Source organism: Cohnella thermotolerans DSM 17683 (assembly GCF_000429825.1).
Lineage (GTDB): Bacteria > Bacillota > Bacilli > Paenibacillales > Paenibacillaceae > Cohnella > Cohnella thermotolerans.
Genome location: NZ_KE386964.1, coordinates 61,928 through 81,045 on the forward strand (window position 1 = coordinate 61,928; position 19,118 = coordinate 81,045).

Consider the following 19,118-nt stretch of genomic DNA (forward strand, 5'->3'; position numbering starts at 1 on the left):
TCCCGCTTGCGTTCTTCTTTTTTTGGCCGCGCGAAGGAGGAGATGGCGCCGTGAACCGCAAACGCCAGATGGCCATCGGCGTAACGGCCGCTCTCCTGTCGGGATTGCTCGTCTATGGCGTTTATTTGCTGCAACTGAGGCATATCCGGCTGGAGGAGACGGTCGAGGTCGTTGTACCCCGCCAGTTCGTTCCCGAGGGAACGATTCTGGAGAGAGGAATGCTGACGATGGCCGCGATCCCGAGAGGAGCCTTGAGCGACGATATGTTCAGGAGAATCGAGGAAGCGGAAGGGCTCCAGACGTTCGCTCCGCTCGGCAGGGGCGAACCGCTGCTGGGCTGGAAGGCGAGCCGCTACCCGCTGCTTCCCCGGGAAGGGGAGGCGACTTTTCAAATTCCGCGGGAATACGTCAAGTCGGTGTCCAACGGACTGCGCGCGGGGGATTGGGCCGGCGTGTACGTCTCCTCGGAGACGGAGCCGTCGCGCAGGCTGTACGAGGAGCCCGTGATCGTGGCCGCCGTCAAGACCGCCGCCAATACGGAGATCGAGAGCCCGTCGAATTCGGGCCTTCAATCGATGGTCGACGGCGACAAGGAGAAGCTCTACGCTTCGCGCCGCGACGCCAACGGCTCGATCGACGCCGTCAATTTGAACCTGACGGAGGAGCAGTGGCTGAAGCTGGATGCGGCCTGCAAGGACGGCAGCGCCAAGCTGGTGATCGCTTTTGAAGCTTCCGCGTTCGACAAGGAAAAGGAGGGAGAACAGCCATGAACGAAGCGGCCGGGCGACTCGTCGTTTTCGCCGGATCGACGCCCAACATCGGAACATCGGTCGCCGCGTTCGGAACCGCGTTCCGCATCGCGTCCGTGACCGGCAAGCGCGTCGGCTTCCTGTGCTTGAACCTGAAGAGCGCGAAGACCCATCTGTATCTCGGCATCGACAAGCCCGAGGTGACGCTGGACGGCCTCCGGCCGGAGCTCAAGGCGGGAACGCTGAACGGGGACAAGCTGAGGCAGTATTCGTTCGCTCCTTCGCGGTTGAACGGCCTCCACATTCTGTTCGGCAATCTAGCCCGGGACCAGGCGGAATATTACGAGCCGGAGCAGATGATTCGTCTTCTTCAAGCGGCGAGGGAAGCGTTCGATTTGACGATCGCGGACGTGAGCGCGTATTGGGACAACGCGGCGACCGTATGCGCGATGCGCGAAGCGGACCATCGCTGCCTCGTGACGACGGGGAGCCTCTCGCACTTCCAGGAGGACGTGAAGCGTTGGACCGGACAGGTCGGCGCCCAATTCGGCATCGTCCGGGAGCAGTTTCAGCTCGTGCTGCTTAACGGCGTAAATTCGCAATCGGGGGGATTCGGAATGAAGGAGATACGCAAGGAGACGGGATGTGTCACGTTGTCCGAATTGCGTCTGAAGGAGAGTTTGCATCTGCAGCTGGACAGCGGCAGGCTCGACGAGTGGCTCGCCTCGGAAGAGCGTCATGCCGCCATGTTCGACGAGGTGACGAAGCCGCTGCTGCGGCGGCTTGATTGGGGAGAGCGGCTCCAGCGAACCGAACGGCCCTGGCTGCGCCGGTTGATGATGCACCGGAGGAGGGGACGGTGATTCCGGCCGCGGACGGGCAACGGCGGTTTTCCGCTACCGCCTATGCCGCGAAGCTGCAGTCGGACGGGGAAACGTCTCCGGCACCCGGTTCGGGCTCGCCGGAAGGCCGGGGACCGGATCTGCAGGCGCTGACGGAGGAGGCGCGGCACATGCTGGCGGCCCCGCGAGGCTGGAGCGAGGAAGAACGCAGACGGTATGCGGAGAAGCTGAACCGGGCGGTCATCGGCTTCCCGCAGGAGCGTTCGGAGCTGCTGGCGGTATTGTCGGATTGGGTGATCAAGAAGCGGCTTCAGCATTTCACTTTCGGTTCCATGCCTTACGGAACGCTGGCGGAGGCGCTGTTCGCGGAAGTGATCGGGCTGAACGTGCTGGAGCTCGTGCTTCGCAACCGGGAAGGGCTCGAGGAGGTGCAGGTTGTGGGCACGCGGATTTTCGAAGTGCGCGACGGCAGGGCGACGCCTTCCCCGTACTCGTTCGATCACATCGGCCAGGTCGAACGCATTCAGCAGAATCTCGTGCTGTTCAACAACGACCGCATCAATCCCCGCAAGCGATGGGCGGAAGTGCTGCTGCTGGACGGCTCCCGCGTGACGATGACCGGCTTCGGCTTTACGGCGCTTCCCACGCTGACGATCCGTTTTTATACCGTGCGCAAATTCGAGCTGGAGACGCTGTGCCGGCCCGAATACGCTACGATCGACGAGGAGATTCGGCATCTGCTGCTCGCGATCGTTCGCGCCAGGTTCAACATGGTCGTCATCGGACCGACGAACACGGGGAAGACGCACTTCATCAAAGCGTTGATCGCGGCCATGCCCGACGAGGAACGGATCGTCACGATCGAAGGGAGGTACGAGCTCCGGCTCGCCCGCGACTTCCCCGGGAAGAACGTGATCGAATACGAAGCGGAGGAGGACGATCCGCTTCACGGACCGAGGCAAGCGTTCAAGCTGGCGCTTAGGCAATCTCCGCAGCGCATCTGCCATGCCGAGATTCGCGACGAGGACGCGAACATCTACGTCAGAGCCTGCACGCGCGGACATGAAGGCAGCATCACTTCCGTTCATGCCAGCGCGCTGGAGGACGTTCCGGAGACGATTACCGACATGTGCATGCTCGACGGGCGCGGGATGAATCCCGTTCGGCTGACGAAGCGGATTGCCGAGCTCGTGACGCAGATCGGCTTCGAGATGAGACTTGTCGGCGCCGCCCGCAAGCTCGTCCGGATCGGAGAGTTCGCTTGGAACGGCGGCGACGTCGTCGTCCGGGATCTGGTCCGGTACGACGATAAGCTCGGCAAGTGGGAGATGCCGCTCGATTTCTCGGCGAGAGCCTGGGAGCGAATACGCCGCGCGGATGCCGGAGCGTACGAGCGTTTGCGCCGGAAAGGGGGTTATTCGGATTGAAGCCAGGGTAGCCGTTATCGTCTTGCTGCTCGCGCTGTTCGCGATCGGCTACGTCGGATTCCACGCCGCGTTAACCTCCGCATGGGGCAAGCTGTCCCGGCATCGGAGGCTGGAATCGAGCCGCGAACCCGCCTGGCGGCGGGCGGTGGCAAGTTGGCTGGCGAGGTTCGGCAAGCCGTACGGCCATGTGACGGATCTGCTGTCCGCGGCGGGTTGGTCGATGTCCCCCGAGCTGTTCAGCTTCCTCTCCTTCATCCTCGGTCTCGCGGGGGCGGTCAGCGGCTTCGTTCTGTTCCAATCGGCCCGTTCCGTCCTCCTGCTTGCCGCCATGCTCGCCTTGCTCCCTTACTGCTTCCTGCGATTCCGGCTGATCAACCGGCAGATGGCGGCCCGGCTCGATTTCCTTCCGGCAGTGGAGCTGTTCTATCAATGTTACCTCCTTACCGGCCGGAGGCATGTGCGCACCGCCCTCCAGAAGACGGTCGAGGAGCGGCGGCTACCCGGCGAGATTCAGTCGGTGTTCGACCAGCTTTACCGCCATCTGTGCGTCAGGGGGGACGACGAAGGCAGCTTGCGCCGGTTCGCCTTGGCAGTCGGTCACGTATGGGCGGACTACTTGGCCAACATGCTCGGCGTCGCTTTGACGGAAGGGAACGACATCTCCGTCAACCTGAAGGAGCTGATCGGCGATATGCGCAAATCCCGCATGGACGAGCAAGCGGAGCGGCATCGCCTGCTCGAAATCCGGCTGGCCAACTTCTCGCCGGCGCTGTTCCTGGCTCTGTTCGTCGGGGTCAATTTCCGGATGAACGCGGAGACGAGCATGCGGTACTACTTGATGGATCCGACCGGAAGGGGAATGCTTCTCAACGCGTTGGTTCTGATGTTCGCCTCTTTCCTGATGGGTCTTTATTTATCCCAACGCAAGCTGTGAGCGAAGGAGGATTCCAATGTCGCAATACGATACGGGGCTTTATCAAACGGTCGGATGGGCGGTCCAATTCGCTCTGGGGCTTACGGGCTTCGCGGCTCTTCTTCATCTGGCGGCCGGGCGCCGTCCGCGTTGGCGAATCTCGCTGAGATCGCTAAGACGCCATCAACCGCCGGCCTGGTGGCTGAAAATGACGGGAAGCAGCAGGGACAGCCCCGCTCTGCGCGATCGGACCGTTCTGCTGGCCGGTTGCGGCATTCGCTGGCCGCCGGAGGCGTATTTGGCCGCGAGGCGCACCATCCTGTTTTTATTGCCTCTATGCGGTGCAGCCGCGTTTGGCTTGGGAGAATCGGGAACCCTCTCCCAAGCAACCGCCGGGTATGCTTCGCTCGCATCGGCCGGGGCGGTTTGCCTTGTTCTTTTCGACCGGACGAGCCTGGAAGCGTTCCGGAGGTACCGCACGGACCGGATTCGCCGTGAAGTCGTTCTGGTGAGCAGCCAATTGCTCTACTACGCGGGCTCCCGCCTTCATCTTCACGGCAAGCTTATGAGATGTCTGCCCTATACGCGCCTGATGAGAGGGGAGATGCAGCTCATGCTCAACGAGTGGTACCACGACCCGGACGCCGCGATCACCCGGTTCCGGGACCGGCTCGGGACGAGCGAGGCGCACGGGTTTGCGGAGACGGTCCGCTCGCTAAGGTTGAACGAATCGGACGAGGTTTACAACATGCTCCGGGAGGTGGCGAAGGAATACAAGGCGAAGATCGAGCTGGCCAAAGCCGGGCGTAAAGAGACGCTATCCTATGTGCTGTTCGTGCTGGCCGGCATTCCGATCCTGTACACGTTTCAAATTTTTCTGTATCCGTGGGTGATGGAATCGAGGAAGCTGTTCGACGTTTTGAATTCATAGGTCTCTCTATGGGAAGGAGGCGAGGAGCCGTGCGCAATATCCTTATCACTGTCATGATGCTGATCGTCGTCGCCGTGCTGTTCACGAACGTCATTACGCAGGACAGTACGGGAACGAAGGACCGCATTCAGACGCAGGGGACGACTACGAACACCAAACTGGGCAGCTTGACTCCGTAAGCGAGTCAAGCGGGCCCGGGCCGCGCAACCGGTTGAAAGCTCGGGCGATGGCCGGAGCGCTTCGGAAGGAGAGGGGTTGAATGAGACAAATCTTGATGACGGCGCTGCTCATTATGACCGTGATCGCCGTTTACATGAGCTTTGCGCGCGGCAGCGGGGGAGCGGAGACCCACATTCATCATTCCGGCACCGTCATGGCGGACGGAATAGCCAGGATCAATCCGTGAAGCAGCTTCTCGTTTTCCTGCTGTTCGCAGCGCTGTTTTGCTGGCTTATGTTTTCTCCCGTGTACAAGCATGTGCTCGTCATTCGCCAGGCGCTCCTGCAGCAAGAGGTCGATTACTTGCTGGAAGTAGGAGCGAGCGGGCGGTACGGCTATATCGACGGAGCGATGATCGACGAATCGAAAGCGCGCCTGGCGTCTCACGGGTTTCAGCCCTCCTTGCTGGAGTATGCCGTCGGCTCGACAACCGGCGCCGACGCGAGTCTTCCTTCGCGTCCCTTGCCGCGCGGAGTCGGTCTGAAGTTGTCGATCCGTTACCCCTACGAGAAGCTGCTGGACATCGATCGGCTCATCGGCATCGATCCGCCTGCGGACGCGGAAATTTCAGCGGCCGGGATGAAGATGAGCGAGTATGTGCCCTGATTCGGGCAGGGGAGCGAGGCGGGAGGAACCATATGCATAAGCTTGTATTCAGCGTGTTGATGCTTGTCTTATGGTGGATGCTGCATGCGCTGCAAATCGACGAAGAAGCCGCGATGAGCACGCTGCATGAAGGGAAACGGGCGGTCGACCGCGCCGCCCACGCGGCGGCTCAGCAGACGGATCGGGACAAGCTGGAAGCGGGCATCTTGTCCATTGACCGCGGAAAGGCGCTGGCCGCCGCCGAGACATACCTGCAGGCGAATTTGCGGCTGAAGTCGGACTTCACGCCCGAGGAAAGGGCGTTTTTGCGCGAGCGGGTGGAAGTGAAGGTATTCCAGGTCATTAACGAGACCGAGACGTTCCCCTATGTGTATCGCAACCCCGAATACGGCTACGAGGTGACGCTGCGCCGCCCGGGGGTCGTGCTCATCGTCCGGCTCGTCTATCCGAGGCTGTTCGGCGTGCTCGATCCGATCGAATGGAACTTGAAGGGGGCTGCGGAATTGGTGTATTAGGCATGTATAAATAAGAAAAAAAAGGAGCGCCCTACCTGCGTTCGCTAAGGCGCCGGATCGGCGGCCCGGTGTCAAGGAGGAGTGCGCACATGCCGGCGCACTTCTGATTAGCATGCGGTAGACGACGCGGGAGCGTACCGGCTTCAGCCGAACAACGAAACCGGTGCGAAGGAACTCTATCGGGATTTGCGTTCCAACGAAGCCGAGATCCGTTCGATTTGCGCCTTGTGTTCCGACGTCATTTTCCGGCGATTCGGCATCGGAGGAACACGGGATGCCCTGATCGTCTACGTCGACGGTCTTGTGGACGCCGCAAGAATCGAAAAATATGTTATCGCGCCCCTGCTGCGGGCGGGATGCCGATCAGGGGCGCGACATCAGTCGGTTGTCCTCGAACCAAATTATCGTATCGGACACGATAGAAGTCCGGACGTTCAACGATTGCGTGGCGCATCTGCTGGACGGTTATCCGATTCTGCTCTGCGACGGAGAGGCCCGGGGACTGGCGCTCGGGGTGTCGAAATGGGAGAAGCGGGCCATCGAAGACCCGGTAGCATCTCGCTGCGCCCCGTGAAGGCGAACGTAAAGATGACGCCCCATATTGCGAACGGCGTCTGGAGCGTCGATATTCGCGTGAAGACCGAGGGAGACATCATTCAGAACGGAACGCTGGTCAATCCGATGAATCCCGAACGGCTGAACAAGATGGAGCGCTCCTACGAAGCGGAGGTCAATGAACGGATCGAAGGGGCGCTGGACGAGCTCAGCATCGGCAAAAGGCAGATATTGCCGGCTTCGCGACAGCCTTCCACCGGAAATATCCCAAGCAGTGGGCCCAGGCGAAAGATCGCTGGGACGCCATTTTCCCCACGGTGAAAACGTCCGTTACGGTTCACGCGCACATTATCCGTCCGGGGCTTATCAACGCGCCGGGCGGTTACCCAAGGGAACGGATCAAAGAAAAAAATCGAAGGAGCCGATTAACGTCCCCGGTTAACGAAGCGGCGGCCTGCAGGCTGCCGCTTCAGCATTTTCGAATAATGTCCGGTAGGCAAACATACAGAGATTACACGGGATCAAGTTCAAGATCATAATCTATAAAATAAGCTGCTTCCGGTAGAACGGGTCGCGCCGATCTTGTTTTGCATTCACCGTTCGGGGTTATTTGCAATTAGCGGCTATTTTTTAGTAGGATAGGAGCATGGCCGCACTTGTCAAGGGGGAGGGAACGGCATGCTGAAGCTTGGGGACAAGATCGTAATCGTCGGCGATCGCTTCGAACAGAATCTTCCCGTGGGAGACTATGGATACATTATCGCTTACGATAGAAACAACGACAGCGCATTCGACTATATCGTCCGGGTGCCCAGAGCGAACCGTCAATTCTATGTCTCCTCGGAAGACGTGGAGCTGGAAGAGACTTTGCTGGCGCAAGAAGCGGAGAGAATCGAACGCGAGGCGCTGATCGATTTTGCGCTCGCGACGCGCAACGAAGAGCTGTTCCGGCGGATCATGAACGGGGACAAAGCTACGGAGCCGGACGCCGACAAAGAGGTCCAGAGCCGCGAAGAATTCATCCGGCAAATTAATTTGAAAGCCTGGATCTGATATCTGCCAGCGAGCGATCGTCAACTTGATCCCGGACGAGCCGGACACGGCCCTGCCGGGATTTTTTGCTTCTCGCGTATCGGCCGGCGTCGGTCCGTCAGACGGGGACGGCCGTCGGAAGCGGCACCGGCGCGGGCCTGCCGAATAAATAGCCCTGGAGCAGAGGAACGCCCGCCTTCGCAAGGTAGAGGCGTTCCTGTTCGTTCTCCACGCCTTCCGCGAGGACGACGCCGTGGAAGCGGGCGGCCCGTTCAAGAACATCTTCGATATGCCTTCTCTTGGCGGGATCGGCGTGGCAGCCGCTGATCCATTTGCGGTCCAGCTTTACATAGTCCGGCTGAAGCCGCTCCATCGTGTCCAGCGTAGCGTACTTCTCGCCGACGTCGTCCATAGCGAGGCGAATGCCTTCCCCGCGATAGGCGTCGAATATGGCCGTCAGGTGCTTCGTATCGTCCAACCGCTCCGTCTCCACCACTTCGAATACGAAGTCGGCGGGATCCAGACCGTTCTCGCGTATCGCCCGGAACGTATGCTCCAAGCAGGACGAGGGGCGATAAATCGAGGAAGGCAGGAAATTGACGAACTTCTTGACCCCACGCGGCACATGCCTGGCGGCCAGCCGGATGGCGGAATGGCGAGCCTCCCGGTCCAGATAGGAATGCAGACCCGCTTCCCGGGCTGCCGCGAACATTTCCGCAGGGCGGAAGGGAGGCTGCTCAGGCAGCGGGCGCAACAGAAATTCATAGCCGACGACCGTCCCGGACGGCTGCACGATCGGCTGCATATAAGTCGTGAACCGACGGTTGAGAATGAGGTCGCTAATGCGGTCTCTGCCCACGCCCGCGAACAGGAAGCCGATCGGTACCCAACCGTCCGCCTCCTCGCCGGGCAAGTCGACGGGGGCCGTGGCAAGCTCTTCCTCATCGTCCGCATAGCTTATTCGGCAGCGGACGCTCTGCTCCTGTTCCGCGCTCAGCCATCGCTGGAGATGGGTCACGAGCCGGAGGAACGGCTCATAATCCTGGAACCTTAGCGTCCAGACGCGTCCCGTTCCGCTGTCCATTCCTTCGCCCGCCAGATCCTCCAGCAAGGCGCAGGCTCCGAGATCGTCGGAAGCCAGCTCCAGCAAGCCGGCGTCCCGGAGTGGGAGCCTGCGGTTGCAAATGTGATAACGGGGCATGGAATCCCCCCTCCAGTCTTTTTCGGATCGTTCTATCTTAATTATTCCCCACAACTTGGCTTTATGAACCCTCCCTTTCCGCCGTGCGGCCGTCCCGTTGCGCTCCCGTTCTCATTGAGTTCGCATCGCTTGTCCGATATAATAATGAGAATGATTGGACATCGAACGTGAGGAGGAACGATCGGAAGATGAGCATTACCGTCAAAGACGTGGAGCATGTCGCGAATTTGGCCCGTCTTGAGCTGTCCGAAGCGGAGAAGGAACAGTTCGCCGGCCAACTGAACGCGATTCTCGAATATGCGGAGAAGTTGAACGAGCTGAACACGGAAGGAATCGAGCCGACCAGCCACGTGCTGCCGCTGTACAATGTCATGCGGGAGGACGAGGTCAGACCTTCCCTGCCCGCCGAGAAGGCGCTGTCGAACGCGCCCGAGGAAGAGGACGGGCACTTCAAGGTGCCGGCCGTGCTGGAATAATCAGTCGAACTAGCGTTAAGGGAGGAACCCAACTTGTCGTTGTTTGATTTGCGGTTGTCGGAATTGCATAACCGTCTTCATCATAAAGAAGTGTCGGTATCCGAGCTCGTCGAAGCTTCTTTGAAGCGAATCGAAGAGACCGACGGGAAAATCGGAGCGTTCCTGACGCTGGACGAGGCGGGAGCGAAGAAGCGGGCAAGCGAGCTTGACGGCTGGACCGGCGAACGGGGATTGCTGTTCGGTCTTCCGGCGGGCATTAAAGACAACATTGTCACCGAAGGCCTTCGCACGACTTGCGCCAGCAAGTTTCTGGCCAATTACGATCCGATCTACGACGCCGGCGTCGTCGGGAAGCTGCGCGACGCTCAAGCCGTCACGATCGGGAAGCTGAACATGGACGAGTTCGCCATGGGCGGCTCGAACGAGAACTCCGCCTTCCGTCCGGTTCGCAACCCTTGGGACACGGAGCGGGTGCCGGGCGGCTCCAGCGGCGGTTCCGCGGCTTCGGTCGCGGCGGGCCAGGTGTACTTCGCTCTCGGCTCGGACACCGGCGGCTCCATTCGCCAGCCGGCCGCTTACTGCGGCGTCGTCGGCCTGAAGCCGACCTACGGTCTCGTGTCGCGCTACGGTCTTGTCGCGTTCGCTTCGTCGCTCGACCAGATCGGCCCCATCGCCAAAAACGTCGAAGACGCCGCTTTCGTCCTGCAGGCGATCGCGGGCCACGACGCTCGCGACTCCACTTCCGCCAACGTCGACATTCCGGACTATTCCGCCGCGCTTACGGGCGACGTCAAGGGGCTTCGCATCGCCGTTCCGAAGGAATATTTCGGCCCGGGCATCGACCCGCAGGTTAAGGAACGCGTGCTGGAAGCGCTGAAGGTTTACGAATCGATGGGCGCCGTATGGGAAGAGGTATCGTTGCCTCATACGGAATACGCCGTCGCTACCTATTATTTGCTCGCTTCGTCCGAAGCATCCTCGAACCTCGCCCGGTTCGACGGGGTGCGCTACGGCGTCCGCGCGGACAATCCGGCGAACCTTCTCGATCTGTACCGCCGTTCCCGCAGCGAAGGCTTCGGACCGGAAGTGAAGCGCCGCATCATGCTGGGCACCTACGCGCTCAGCTCCGGCTATTACGACGCTTATTACAAGAAAGCGCAGCAAGTCCGCACGCTGATCAAACGCGATTTCGATCAAGTGTTCGAGAAATTCGACGTCGTCGTCTCGCCGACGGCTCCGACGCCGGCGTTCCGGCTCGGGGCTCAAGTGGACGACCCGCTGACGATGTATATGAACGATATTTGCACGATTCCGGCCTCTCTCGCCGGGGTGCCGGCGATCAGTATCCCGTGCGGACTGGCGGACGGTCTGCCCGTCGGGCTGCAAATCATCGGCAAGCCGTTCGACGAAGCGACGGTGCTTCGCGCCGCCCATGCCTTCGAAGGCCAGACCGAACATCACAAGCTGCGCCCGGCGCTGTAACAGGAGGAGCCAACCATGTCCATCCTATCCCGATACGAGACGGTTGTCGGACTCGAGGTGCACGTCGAGCTGCACACGAAGTCCAAAATTTTCTGCGGCTGCTCGACATCGTTCGGCGCTCCGCCGAACACGCATACGTGTCCGGTGTGCCTGGGGCACCCCGGCGTGCTCCCGGTGCTCAACCGCCAGGCGGTGGAATACGCGATGAAGGCGGCGATGGCGCTGAACTGCGAGATCGCCGAATGGTGCAAGTTCGACCGCAAAAACTATTTCTATCCCGACTCGCCGAAGGCGTATCAGATCTCGCAATACGATCAGCCGATCGGAAGCAATGGCTGGATCGATATCGAAGTGAACGGCGAGACGAAGCGGATCGGCATCACTCGCTTGCATCTCGAAGAGGATGCGGGCAAGCTGACCCATATCGAGGGCGGCTTCGGCTCGCTCGCCGACTTCAACCGGGTCGGCACGCCGCTCGTCGAGATCGTCTCGGAGCCGGACATCCGTTCCCCGGAAGAAGCGAAGGCTTACCTGGAGAAGCTGAGGGCGATCATGCTCTACTGCGAAGTGTCCGACGTCAAAATGGAAGAAGGCTCGCTCCGCTGCGACGCCAATATCAGCCTTCGGCCCCACGGGCAGAAGGAGTTCGGCACCAAGACCGAGCTCAAGAACATGAACTCGTTCCGCGGCGTTCAGCGCGGCCTCGAATACGAACAGCTCCGTCAGGCCGAAGTGCTGGAGAGCGGCGGACGCATCGTGCAGGAAACCCGCCGCTGGGACGAAGCCCAGGGGAAAACGTTCAGCATGCGCAGCAAGGAAGACGCTCATGACTACCGCTATTTCCCCGATCCCGACCTCGTGCGTCTGCACATCGACGACGAATGGAAAGCCCGCGTGCGGGCGTCGATTCCGGAGCTGCCCGACGCGCGCCGGGCGCGGTATACGCAGCAGTACGGCTTGTCGTCTTACGACGCCGGCGTGCTGACCGCTTCGAAGAAGCTCGCGGACTTTTTCGAGGAGAGCCTCAAGTATACGAGCGACGCGAAGGCGTCCGCGAACTGGATCATGGGCGACTTGCTCGGCTATCTTAACGCGAACGGCCTTGAGCTCGAAGACGTCAAGATCACCGGGCAAGGGCTCGGGGAGATGATCGGTCTCATCGAGAAAGGCACGATCAGCACCAAAATCGCCAAGACCGTCTTCAAGTCGATGATCGAGTCGGGCAAATCGCCGCAGCAAATCGTCGAAGAGCAGGGCCTGGTTCAAATCAGCGACGAGGGTGCGATCTTGTCCATCGTCGACGCCGTCATCGCGGCCAATCCGCAGTCGGTCGAGGACTACCGGGGCGGCAAGGACAAAGCGATCGGCTTCCTCGTCGGCCAGATTATGAAGGAGACGAAGGGCAAGGCGAATCCGGGCCTGGTGAATAAGCTGCTCATGGAACGCCTTAAACAATAAAGCTTCGAAGGAACGGCAATCCTCCGCCAAGACGGGGATGCCGTTTTTTCTCATTCGGTTGTATGATAAGGAGAATACGTTTATGAAAATCGAACGGCTCGACCTTCGGGACCGCGACACGGCGGAGGAATTGTGGAGCCTGCAGCATGCGGCGTTCCGGGTCGAGGCTTCCTTGATCGGCGTAGCGGATTTGCCTCCTTTGCGCGAGACGATCGGCGATCTGCAAGCCTGCGGGGAGACCTTCTGGGGCTTGAGGACGCCGGAAGGCGAGCTTGCCGGGGCGCTTGCGGCGGAGAGGGAAGGGGAGAAGACGATCATCTGCCGGATGATGGTGCACCCCGCTTTTTTTCGCCAAGGGATCGGGCACCGGCTTCTGTCGTGCGTTATGGCGGAGCATTCGCCGAACGGACTGTGGGAAGTGACCGCGGAAATTCGCAACCGGCCCGCCATCGCGCTGTACGAGAAGAACGGCTTTCGCCCCGTGGAGACGTTCTCTCCCGTCCCCGGCATTACGATGGTGCGCATGCGATCGCAGGCCGAAGCCTCCTCGCCCGCCCGGGACTAAAGTCGAGGTTCGTCCCCGCCGCCAATCGGTTGTAAGCCTTTTGCGCGGCATGTTACAATTTTGGAAGGAGCAAGAAAGCGATGGAAAGTTTAAGCAATCCTTGGGTGATCGACAATTGGCACCTGACGGTGCGCTTGCTGCTGTCCGTCATTCTCGGCGGGTTAATCGGCTACGAGCGGGAACGCAAAAACCACGCAGCCGGTTTAAGAACGCATACGCTCGTTTGTTTGGGGTCCTGCCTGATCATGATTTTATCCATTTACGGGTTTGCGGAGTTCGTCGGCCAGCCGAACGTGAACCGGGATCCGGCGAGGCTTGCGGCGCAAGCGATTACCGGCATCGGGTTTCTCGGCGCGGGGACGATTATGTTCACGGGCAAGTCGATTACCGGGCTGACGACAGCCGCCTCCCTGTGGGTCGTCATGGCCATCGGACTGGCCGTCGGAGCGGGCTTTTACTTCCCGGCCGCCGTCTCGGTAGTGCTGGCGCTGCTCGTGTTGTGGGGATTGAACATCGTAGAGAAACGATACGTCAATCTGGCGAAGGAGCATTTGTTCACGCTGACCGTCGACGCGAATCTCGTCTCCACCGATCAGATCGAGCGTCTGTTCCGGGACAAGGAAGCGAAGCTTCTGCGGATTCATTTCGACGAGTGGGTCGACGGCATCCACGAGGCCCCGCGGTTGCGGCTGCGGATGAACGTTCGGCTGCCTCGGGCCGAATTGGCCTTGCCGATCGCGGAGCAGCTTCGCACGATGGACGGCGTGTCGTCGGTTGCGGTGGAATGAGTTTCCGGCCGCCGTTATATATGCGATAATGGAGGTTTTAAGACGAGATGAATCGTCCTGATGAGCGGCAAGAGCCTCCGGGCGGTTTGCCGGGAGACCAACGAGCGGAGGGAAGCTTCGGCATGCCGCCGCCCCCTTACGGCTGCGATCCGGCCCATTCGAACGGATTCCCGCCGCCGTACGCGCGCAGGAAGAAAAAATGGTTAGCCGGTCTGTTCTCGTTCATGGTTCCGGGTACGGGGCATATGTATTTGGGGCTGATGACCAAAGGCATTACCATCATGCTGCTGCTCGTCCTGAACATTTGCGGCATCGTCTTTTTCGGCGTGGAATCCGGGACGGGCGGCAGCAGCGTGCTTATCATCGTGCTCCTCAGCCTGCTGATACCGATTCTGTACTTTTACACCCTGTTCGACGCGCTGCAGCAAGCCGACGCAATCAACGAGCGCTACGCGGCCGGGTGGCCCCCGGCCATGGGGTGGAACGGTTACCCGCCGGCGCCGGGCGGCCAATCGCAGCAGGTTCCGGTCATCGGCATCGTGTTGCTCGCCGTCGGGGGCGTCGCGTTATTCTCGACGGCAGACACGAGTTGGACGCGATGGCTGCTTCATTCGTCCGGTTCCATGTTGGGAGCCGTCATTCTGATCGTCGTAGGCGCGATCGTCTGGCTATGGGGCCAGCGCGGACAATCGGACAAGAGGGATTAGGGCAAGGCACCCTAACCGCAAGGAAGCCTCCGCCCCCGGAGGCTTCTTCCATTGACAATTGCAAAAACGAACACGTAAAATGAGTCTTAACATGAAGGAAAGGCTGTGAAGAGCATGGACTCCCGGGTACACCATGCCGTGGAACAGCTCAAATCCGGAGGTGTCCGGATGACTCCCCAGCGGTATGCCATCTTGCAGTTCCTGATGGAATCGCATGAACATCCTACCGCTGACGATATTTTCCGGGCGCTGTCTCCCCAATATCCGAGCTTGAGCGTGGCGACCGTCTACAACAACCTCAAATTGTTCGTAGATGCCGGGCTGATCAGAGAACTGACGTACGGAGACGATTCCAGCCGTTTCGATTCCGATCTGTCCGATCATTATCATGCCATCTGCACCCGATGCGGAACGATGGTCGATTTCGATCATCCTCCCGTCCGCGACGTCGAAGAGGCGGCGGCCCGCAAAACCGGGTTTACCGTTCATGGGCACCGGATGGAAGTTTACGGTCTGTGTCCGGCTTGCGCAGCATTGCGTTCATAAACCAATAAGATAGGCGCGCGAAAGGTCGAATCCTACGCGCGTTTTTGATTTATCGTTCGGCTTTTATAAGCTGCTGCGCTTATTCCTTTCTGTAGGAAGAAGTGAAACCGTTGCCCTTCGTTCATCGTCAAGTCTACTAGACTTGCAATGGGGAGAGTGAACTTTTGAACACAATGGTGATGACCGGCCGACGCCGTCCTCGCAGGCGGAAGGGGCCAGTCATGGTGCTGCTGTTCCTGTTCTTCGCTTCGGCCGCTGCCGTTTTCTTCTGGTTTTATCTCCAGAGGCCGAACATGTCGCACGAAACACCGGAATACATGTCCGAACCTCATCCTATTATGATAGATGGCAAATGGAGCGAGAAGGCCGCGCTGGGCGAAGGGGAAGGCTTGCTCATCCCGCTGGAGGTGGCGCAGCAGCTGCTCGGCGACGGCGTTCGCTACGAATCCGGCACCGAGTCGATCATTTTGACGACCGCTACCCGCGTGCTTCATTTCAAGACGGGAACGCTGGACGCAACGTTGAACAGCAAGCCGTTCGAGCTCAGCTTCGCGGCCAAGAAGTCGGAAGATGGCGCTCTCTATTTGCCGTTCGCCCCGCTCAAGCAGCTCTTCGGCATTCAAGCCGATATCGGCAAAACGTCGGGAATCGTGACGCTGCATATGCCCGGGCAAGCGCTGCAGAAGGCCCAGGTGCCGGACAACGCCAAGGGGGGCGAGACGCAGCTTCGTTCCGGCCCCGGCAGATCCTATCCGATCGTGGAAGATTTGCCTTCCGGGGCCGCTCTGACAATATGGGGAGAAGAGGAAGGCTGGTACAAGGCTCAATCTGCGGAGGGCAACATCGGATACGTGTCCAAAAAGTCGGCCGTCTTGACCTCGATCGATCAAATGCCGTCTGCGGCGGAAGAGGACGAGGAGCCGTTCGTCGCCTGGAAGCTGACCGGTAAGCGAATCAACCTGACGTGGGAGGCGGTCTACACGGCCAATCCCGATACGTCTGCGATCGGCGATTTGACGGGCGTAAACGTCGTCAGTCCGACCTGGTTCGAATTGCAGAACGGCAGCGGCCAAATCGGCAGCAAGGCGGATGCCGGATATTCGGCATGGGCTAGGAGCAAGGGAATGCAGGTATGGGGGCTGGTGAGCAACGGCTTCGATCCGGAGCGCACGCACAAGGCTCTTGCCGGCTACGACACCCGGCTGAAAATGATCCGGCAGTTGCTCGCTTATGCGAAGACGTTCCATCTGCAGGGCATCAACATCGACTTCGAGAGCGTGAAGACGGAAGACAAGGACAACCTGGTCCAGTTCGTGCGGGAGATGACCCCCCTGCTCCATGAGCAAGGTCTCGTCGTGTCGATCGACGTGACGCCCAAATCGAACAGCGAGCTGTGGTCGCTCTTTCTCGATCACAAGAGACTGGCGGAATCGGTCGATTATATGATCGTCATGGCGTACGACGAGCATTGGGCCAGCAGCCCGGAATCGGGCTCCGTCGCCTCCCTTCCCTGGACGGAGAACTCGCTCGTGCGGATTCTGCAGGAGGACGGCGTGCCGAAGGACAAGCTTGTTTTGGGCATGCCGCTGTATACCCGCATTTGGACGGAGAAGCCGAACGGCTCTGGCGGGGTGGACGTCTCCTCGAAGACGCTTGGCATGGATTCGGTGCAGAAGCTGATCAAGGAGAAGAAGCTGACGCCCAGACTGTCCGAGGATACCGGACAACATTACGTGGAGTTCCAGGAAGACGGCGCGACCAAGAAAATATGGATCGAAGACGAGACGTCCATTCGCAAGCGGGCGGAGCTGGTCAAGAAATACGGCCTGGCCGGTGCGGCGACTTGGCGCCGGGGCTTCGAATCCTCGAACATCTGGGCCGCTCTGGACGAGACGCTTCAATCGCACCCTTGAACGATAAAATAAGGCGCAGCCGCGAGAACCGCTCGCAGGCTGCGCCTTTTCCTTTTCATCCGTTACGTGTGGGACAGCGTTTGATCTTCCGATTCGGCCGGAACCCCGGTGGTCGCCTCCGCCGGATCCCAGGTCAGAATCGTATGGCAATACATGCACCGGTCCGTCTTGCCGAGCATTTTCGTCCGTTTGCCGCACTCCGGGCAATCGATGACCGGCGCGCTCGTCGACAGCATGCCGACCCAGAAGTAAATGATCATGCTGGCCGCACACGTCAGGAGACCGAGCACCATGAAGATTCCCGCGATTATTTTGCCGACTTCGCCGAACATCAGAATGCCGCTCGTTCCGAACACCATGAGGCCCATGCCGCCGAAGACGAGCAGCAGCCCCCAGGTTCGCATCGTTGAAATTTTGCTGGCTCTGAACTTCATTATGTACATGCTCCCATCATTTATCGTTCGAACGCCGGCAGGAAACCGGCGCCGTTTTGTAGAATGATACATACCAAACTCATTATAGCCTACATTTACCGGACAGGCCACTTTCTCCTGACAATGGGCGAAAGGGAAATCGCGCGCGAGGTGGAGAGGATTATGAGCCGTTTGGACGCCAGCGGATTGTTCTATACGGATTTGTTCGCCCGCGAGGAAGGGATCGTCAGTCTCCTTTTGATCGCGAACCCTTACGCCTACGAGACGCTGATCGACGGTATGGACCGTCTTGTGCTTGGCGTTTACGACCATGCGCCGGCGAAGGAGACGGAGCATTGGATGTGGGGAGAAACCCGGATCCTGGTCCGCAGAGTGACGGTCGAGCATTTGGAGAAATGGGTGGCGGGCAGCGAAAGCCGGGGCGTGATCCAATGGCTGATGAACGGGGACGTCCTGCTCGATCGCGACGGTTACCTGGCCGATTTGCGCCGCCGGTTGGACGAATGTCCGGATACATTGAAGGAACGGAAGATGCTCTGTGAATTTTCCAAGTTCTCGAAGACGTATCTTCAGGCCAAGCAAGATTTGAAAGACGGGCAAATTCTCGACGCCTACAGCCATATTCTCGCTTCCCTCCATCACTGGGCGCATATTGCGTTGATCGAGGAAGGGATGCATCCCGAGCTGACCGTATGGGTTCAAATCAGGCGGGTGAACCCCGGCATCTACAAGCTTTTCGAAGAACTGACGACGAACAAGGAGACGGTCGAACAACGGGTTCAGCTTGTGCTGCTTGCTTGCGAATTCTCCGTGCTGACGAAGATGAAGTCGTCCTGCGAGCTCTTGATCCGGTTGATCGGCACCCGTCCCGAAGGATGGACCGTGACGGAGCTGATGAAGCATCCCGAGCTGGAGGGACTGCAATTGGATTTGTCTCTGTTGTTGCAGAAGCTCGCCCGGAAGGGCTACCTGCGGGAGATCGCCAAAACCAAACGGGAGAACGGCATCGGCGTTCTCGAATTGCGGTACGCGTCCGTTCCCGGCGAGCGCTCGGATTGAGTTTGGCGGGAAGGCGACGTTCGGTCAAGCGGAAGGCTTCTTATAAAGAAGGTCGCCATAGCGGATAGCCGTCTTCGGACGGGAGCCGCAGGCAAGAAGCTAAAGGCGGCTTGTAGGAGCGCCGGCACTCGGTTCGCGCCGCTTGGCGTTGCCGCTCGTCGGATCATCCGGAAGCGGGTCAAATGACTGAAAATTAGTTCTTTAATTTTATGTCGAAATAGCGTTGACGCGGGCGGTCGTTCTGTGATAAATTAATTCTCGCCGCCGCAAGAGGTTAACGCGACGGACGGTAGCTCAAGCAAGTGAATGCAGGATGTAAGAAATTGGTCCTTGCATGAAGATGGGCGACTGTGGTATATTATGAAGGTCGCTGTTACGGCGACGAACGCAACAAACTTGTTCCTTGAAAACTGAACATCGAGCGTAATACGGACCCTGTCACTCGTTTGAGTGGCGGACAACGATGTAACATTTTGAGCCAACAAGGCTCTTCAATAAGGAAGACCTTTATGGAGAGTTTGATCCTGGCTCAGGACGAACGCTGGCGGCGTGCCTAATACATGCAAGTCGAGCGGACTTTCAAGGGAGCTTGCTCCCGCGAAGGTTAGCGGCGGACGGGTGAGTAACACGTAGGCAACCTGCCCGCAAGACCGGGATAACATTCGGAAACGAATGCTAAGACCGGATACGCAAGAGGGAG

At 59.5% G+C, this 19,118-nt stretch carries 22 protein-coding genes, 1 rRNA gene and 1 pseudogene; 22 read left to right on the forward strand and 2 right to left on the reverse strand.

The window, feature by feature from the left end; genetic code table 11:
- Positions 1-50 precede the first annotated feature (50 nt).
- The 12 genes and pseudogenes from G485_RS0123265 to G485_RS0123320 all read left to right on the forward strand — a co-directional run bounded on the left by G485_RS0123265 (position 51) and on the right by G485_RS0123320 (position 7,810).
- The gene (locus G485_RS0123265; RefSeq protein WP_027094515.1) at positions 51-770 is read left to right on the forward strand and encodes a CpaB family protein; all 720 of its coding nucleotides are present in this window, start codon (positions 51-53) and stop codon (positions 768-770) included.
- The gene (locus G485_RS0123270) at positions 767-1,612 is read left to right on the forward strand and encodes a CpaE/TadZ family protein (RefSeq protein WP_027094516.1); all 846 of its coding nucleotides are present in this window, start codon (positions 767-769) and stop codon (positions 1,610-1,612) included. The genes G485_RS0123265 and G485_RS0123270 overlap by 4 nt, the downstream gene beginning before the upstream one ends.
- Positions 1,609-3,018 carry an ATPase, T2SS/T4P/T4SS family gene (locus tag G485_RS27950; RefSeq protein WP_051318519.1) on the forward strand — a complete coding sequence of 470 codons (1,410 nt, stop codon included), beginning with the start codon at positions 1,609-1,611 and terminating at the stop codon, positions 3,016-3,018. The genes G485_RS0123270 and G485_RS27950 overlap by 4 nt, the downstream gene beginning before the upstream one ends.
- 22 nt (positions 3,019-3,040) lie before the next feature.
- Positions 3,041-3,952 (forward strand): type II secretion system F family protein, encoded by a 912-nt coding sequence (locus tag G485_RS0123280; protein ID WP_240489253.1) that lies wholly within the window; start codon positions 3,041-3,043, stop codon positions 3,950-3,952.
- Positions 3,953-3,968: 16 nt separating this feature from the next.
- Positions 3,969-4,862, forward strand: coding sequence for a hypothetical protein (locus tag G485_RS27955; RefSeq protein WP_051318520.1), 894 nt, complete (start codon positions 3,969-3,971; stop codon positions 4,860-4,862).
- Between the two features lie 29 nt (positions 4,863-4,891).
- Complete coding sequence (locus G485_RS30555; RefSeq protein ID WP_169732358.1) at positions 4,892-5,041, forward strand: hypothetical protein; 150 nt, start codon at positions 4,892-4,894, stop codon at positions 5,039-5,041.
- A gap of 80 nt (positions 5,042-5,121) precedes the next feature.
- A complete protein-coding gene (locus G485_RS30270; RefSeq protein WP_156922558.1) occupies positions 5,122-5,268 on the forward strand; it encodes a hypothetical protein in 147 nt (48 codons plus the stop codon).
- Complete coding sequence (locus G485_RS0123300) at positions 5,265-5,687, forward strand: hypothetical protein (RefSeq protein ID WP_027094518.1); 423 nt, start codon at positions 5,265-5,267, stop codon at positions 5,685-5,687. Before G485_RS30270 ends, G485_RS0123300 begins: the two co-directional genes overlap by 4 nt.
- A 32-nt stretch (positions 5,688-5,719) precedes the next feature.
- Positions 5,720-6,202, forward strand: coding sequence for a hypothetical protein (locus G485_RS0123305; protein ID WP_027094519.1), 483 nt, complete (start codon positions 5,720-5,722; stop codon positions 6,200-6,202).
- A 328-nt stretch (positions 6,203-6,530) separates the two neighbouring features.
- Positions 6,531-6,776, forward strand: a complete 246-nt coding sequence (locus G485_RS31135) for a spore germination protein (protein ID WP_156922559.1) — start codon at positions 6,531-6,533, stop codon at positions 6,774-6,776.
- A gap of 14 nt (positions 6,777-6,790) precedes the next feature.
- Positions 6,791-7,296 (forward strand): annotated as a pseudogene (locus G485_RS31610) (Ger(x)C family spore germination C-terminal domain-containing protein).
- Positions 7,297-7,435: 139 nt separating this feature from the next.
- Positions 7,436-7,810 carry a hypothetical protein gene (locus G485_RS0123320; RefSeq protein WP_027094522.1) on the forward strand — a complete coding sequence of 125 codons (375 nt, stop codon included), beginning with the start codon at positions 7,436-7,438 and terminating at the stop codon, positions 7,808-7,810.
- Between the two features lie 97 nt (positions 7,811-7,907).
- Here the strand turns inward: G485_RS0123320 and G485_RS27960 are convergent, their stop codons facing one another.
- Positions 7,908-8,990: an EAL domain-containing protein gene (locus tag G485_RS27960; RefSeq protein ID WP_051318521.1), complete on the reverse strand. Its 1,083-nt coding sequence runs from the start codon at positions 8,988-8,990 to the stop codon at positions 7,908-7,910.
- 188 nt (positions 8,991-9,178) lie between these two features.
- Between G485_RS27960 and gatC the strand changes: the two genes are divergently transcribed.
- The 8 genes from gatC to G485_RS0123365 all read left to right on the forward strand — a co-directional run bounded on the left by gatC (position 9,179) and on the right by G485_RS0123365 (position 16,925).
- Complete coding sequence (gene gatC / locus G485_RS0123330) at positions 9,179-9,466, forward strand: Asp-tRNA(Asn)/Glu-tRNA(Gln) amidotransferase subunit GatC (RefSeq protein ID WP_027094523.1); 288 nt, start codon at positions 9,179-9,181, stop codon at positions 9,464-9,466.
- A 33-nt stretch (positions 9,467-9,499) separates the two neighbouring features.
- Positions 9,500-10,948, forward strand: a complete 1,449-nt coding sequence (gatA, locus tag G485_RS0123335) for an Asp-tRNA(Asn)/Glu-tRNA(Gln) amidotransferase subunit GatA (RefSeq protein WP_027094524.1) — start codon at positions 9,500-9,502, stop codon at positions 10,946-10,948.
- A 15-nt stretch (positions 10,949-10,963) separates the two neighbouring features.
- Positions 10,964-12,406, forward strand: a complete 1,443-nt coding sequence (gene gatB, locus G485_RS0123340; protein WP_027094525.1) for an Asp-tRNA(Asn)/Glu-tRNA(Gln) amidotransferase subunit GatB — start codon at positions 10,964-10,966, stop codon at positions 12,404-12,406.
- Between the two features lie 82 nt (positions 12,407-12,488).
- A complete protein-coding gene (locus G485_RS27965) occupies positions 12,489-12,971 on the forward strand; it encodes a GNAT family N-acetyltransferase (RefSeq protein WP_051318522.1) in 483 nt (160 codons plus the stop codon).
- 80 nt (positions 12,972-13,051) lie between these two features.
- The gene (locus G485_RS0123350) at positions 13,052-13,759 is read left to right on the forward strand and encodes an MgtC/SapB family protein (RefSeq protein WP_027094526.1); all 708 of its coding nucleotides are present in this window, start codon (positions 13,052-13,054) and stop codon (positions 13,757-13,759) included.
- Between the two features lie 47 nt (positions 13,760-13,806).
- On the forward strand, positions 13,807-14,466 hold the full coding sequence (locus G485_RS28655; RefSeq protein WP_051318523.1) for a hypothetical protein: 660 nt from the start codon (positions 13,807-13,809) through the stop codon (positions 14,464-14,466).
- Positions 14,467-14,580: 114 nt separating this feature from the next.
- On the forward strand, positions 14,581-15,012 hold the full coding sequence (locus tag G485_RS0123360; protein ID WP_027094527.1) for a Fur family transcriptional regulator: 432 nt from the start codon (positions 14,581-14,583) through the stop codon (positions 15,010-15,012).
- Positions 15,013-15,185: 173 nt separating this feature from the next.
- Positions 15,186-16,925: a glycosyl hydrolase family 18 protein gene (locus tag G485_RS0123365; protein WP_051318524.1), complete on the forward strand. Its 1,740-nt coding sequence runs from the start codon at positions 15,186-15,188 to the stop codon at positions 16,923-16,925.
- Positions 16,926-16,987: 62 nt separating this feature from the next.
- Here G485_RS0123365 and G485_RS0123370 read toward each other — a convergent pair whose 3' ends face one another.
- Entirely contained in the window at positions 16,988-17,359 is a 372-nt protein-coding gene (locus G485_RS0123370; RefSeq protein WP_027094529.1) for a DUF2614 family zinc ribbon-containing protein, read from the reverse strand.
- A 162-nt stretch (positions 17,360-17,521) separates the two neighbouring features.
- Between G485_RS0123370 and G485_RS0123375 the strand changes: the two genes are divergently transcribed.
- Both G485_RS0123375 and G485_RS0123380 read left to right on the forward strand, forming a co-directional pair.
- Entirely contained in the window at positions 17,522-18,418 is an 897-nt protein-coding gene (locus G485_RS0123375; protein ID WP_051318525.1) for a nucleotidyltransferase-like protein, read from the forward strand.
- A gap of 506 nt (positions 18,419-18,924) precedes the next feature.
- A 16S ribosomal RNA gene (locus tag G485_RS0123380) occupies positions 18,925-19,118 on the forward strand; the annotation flags it as partial.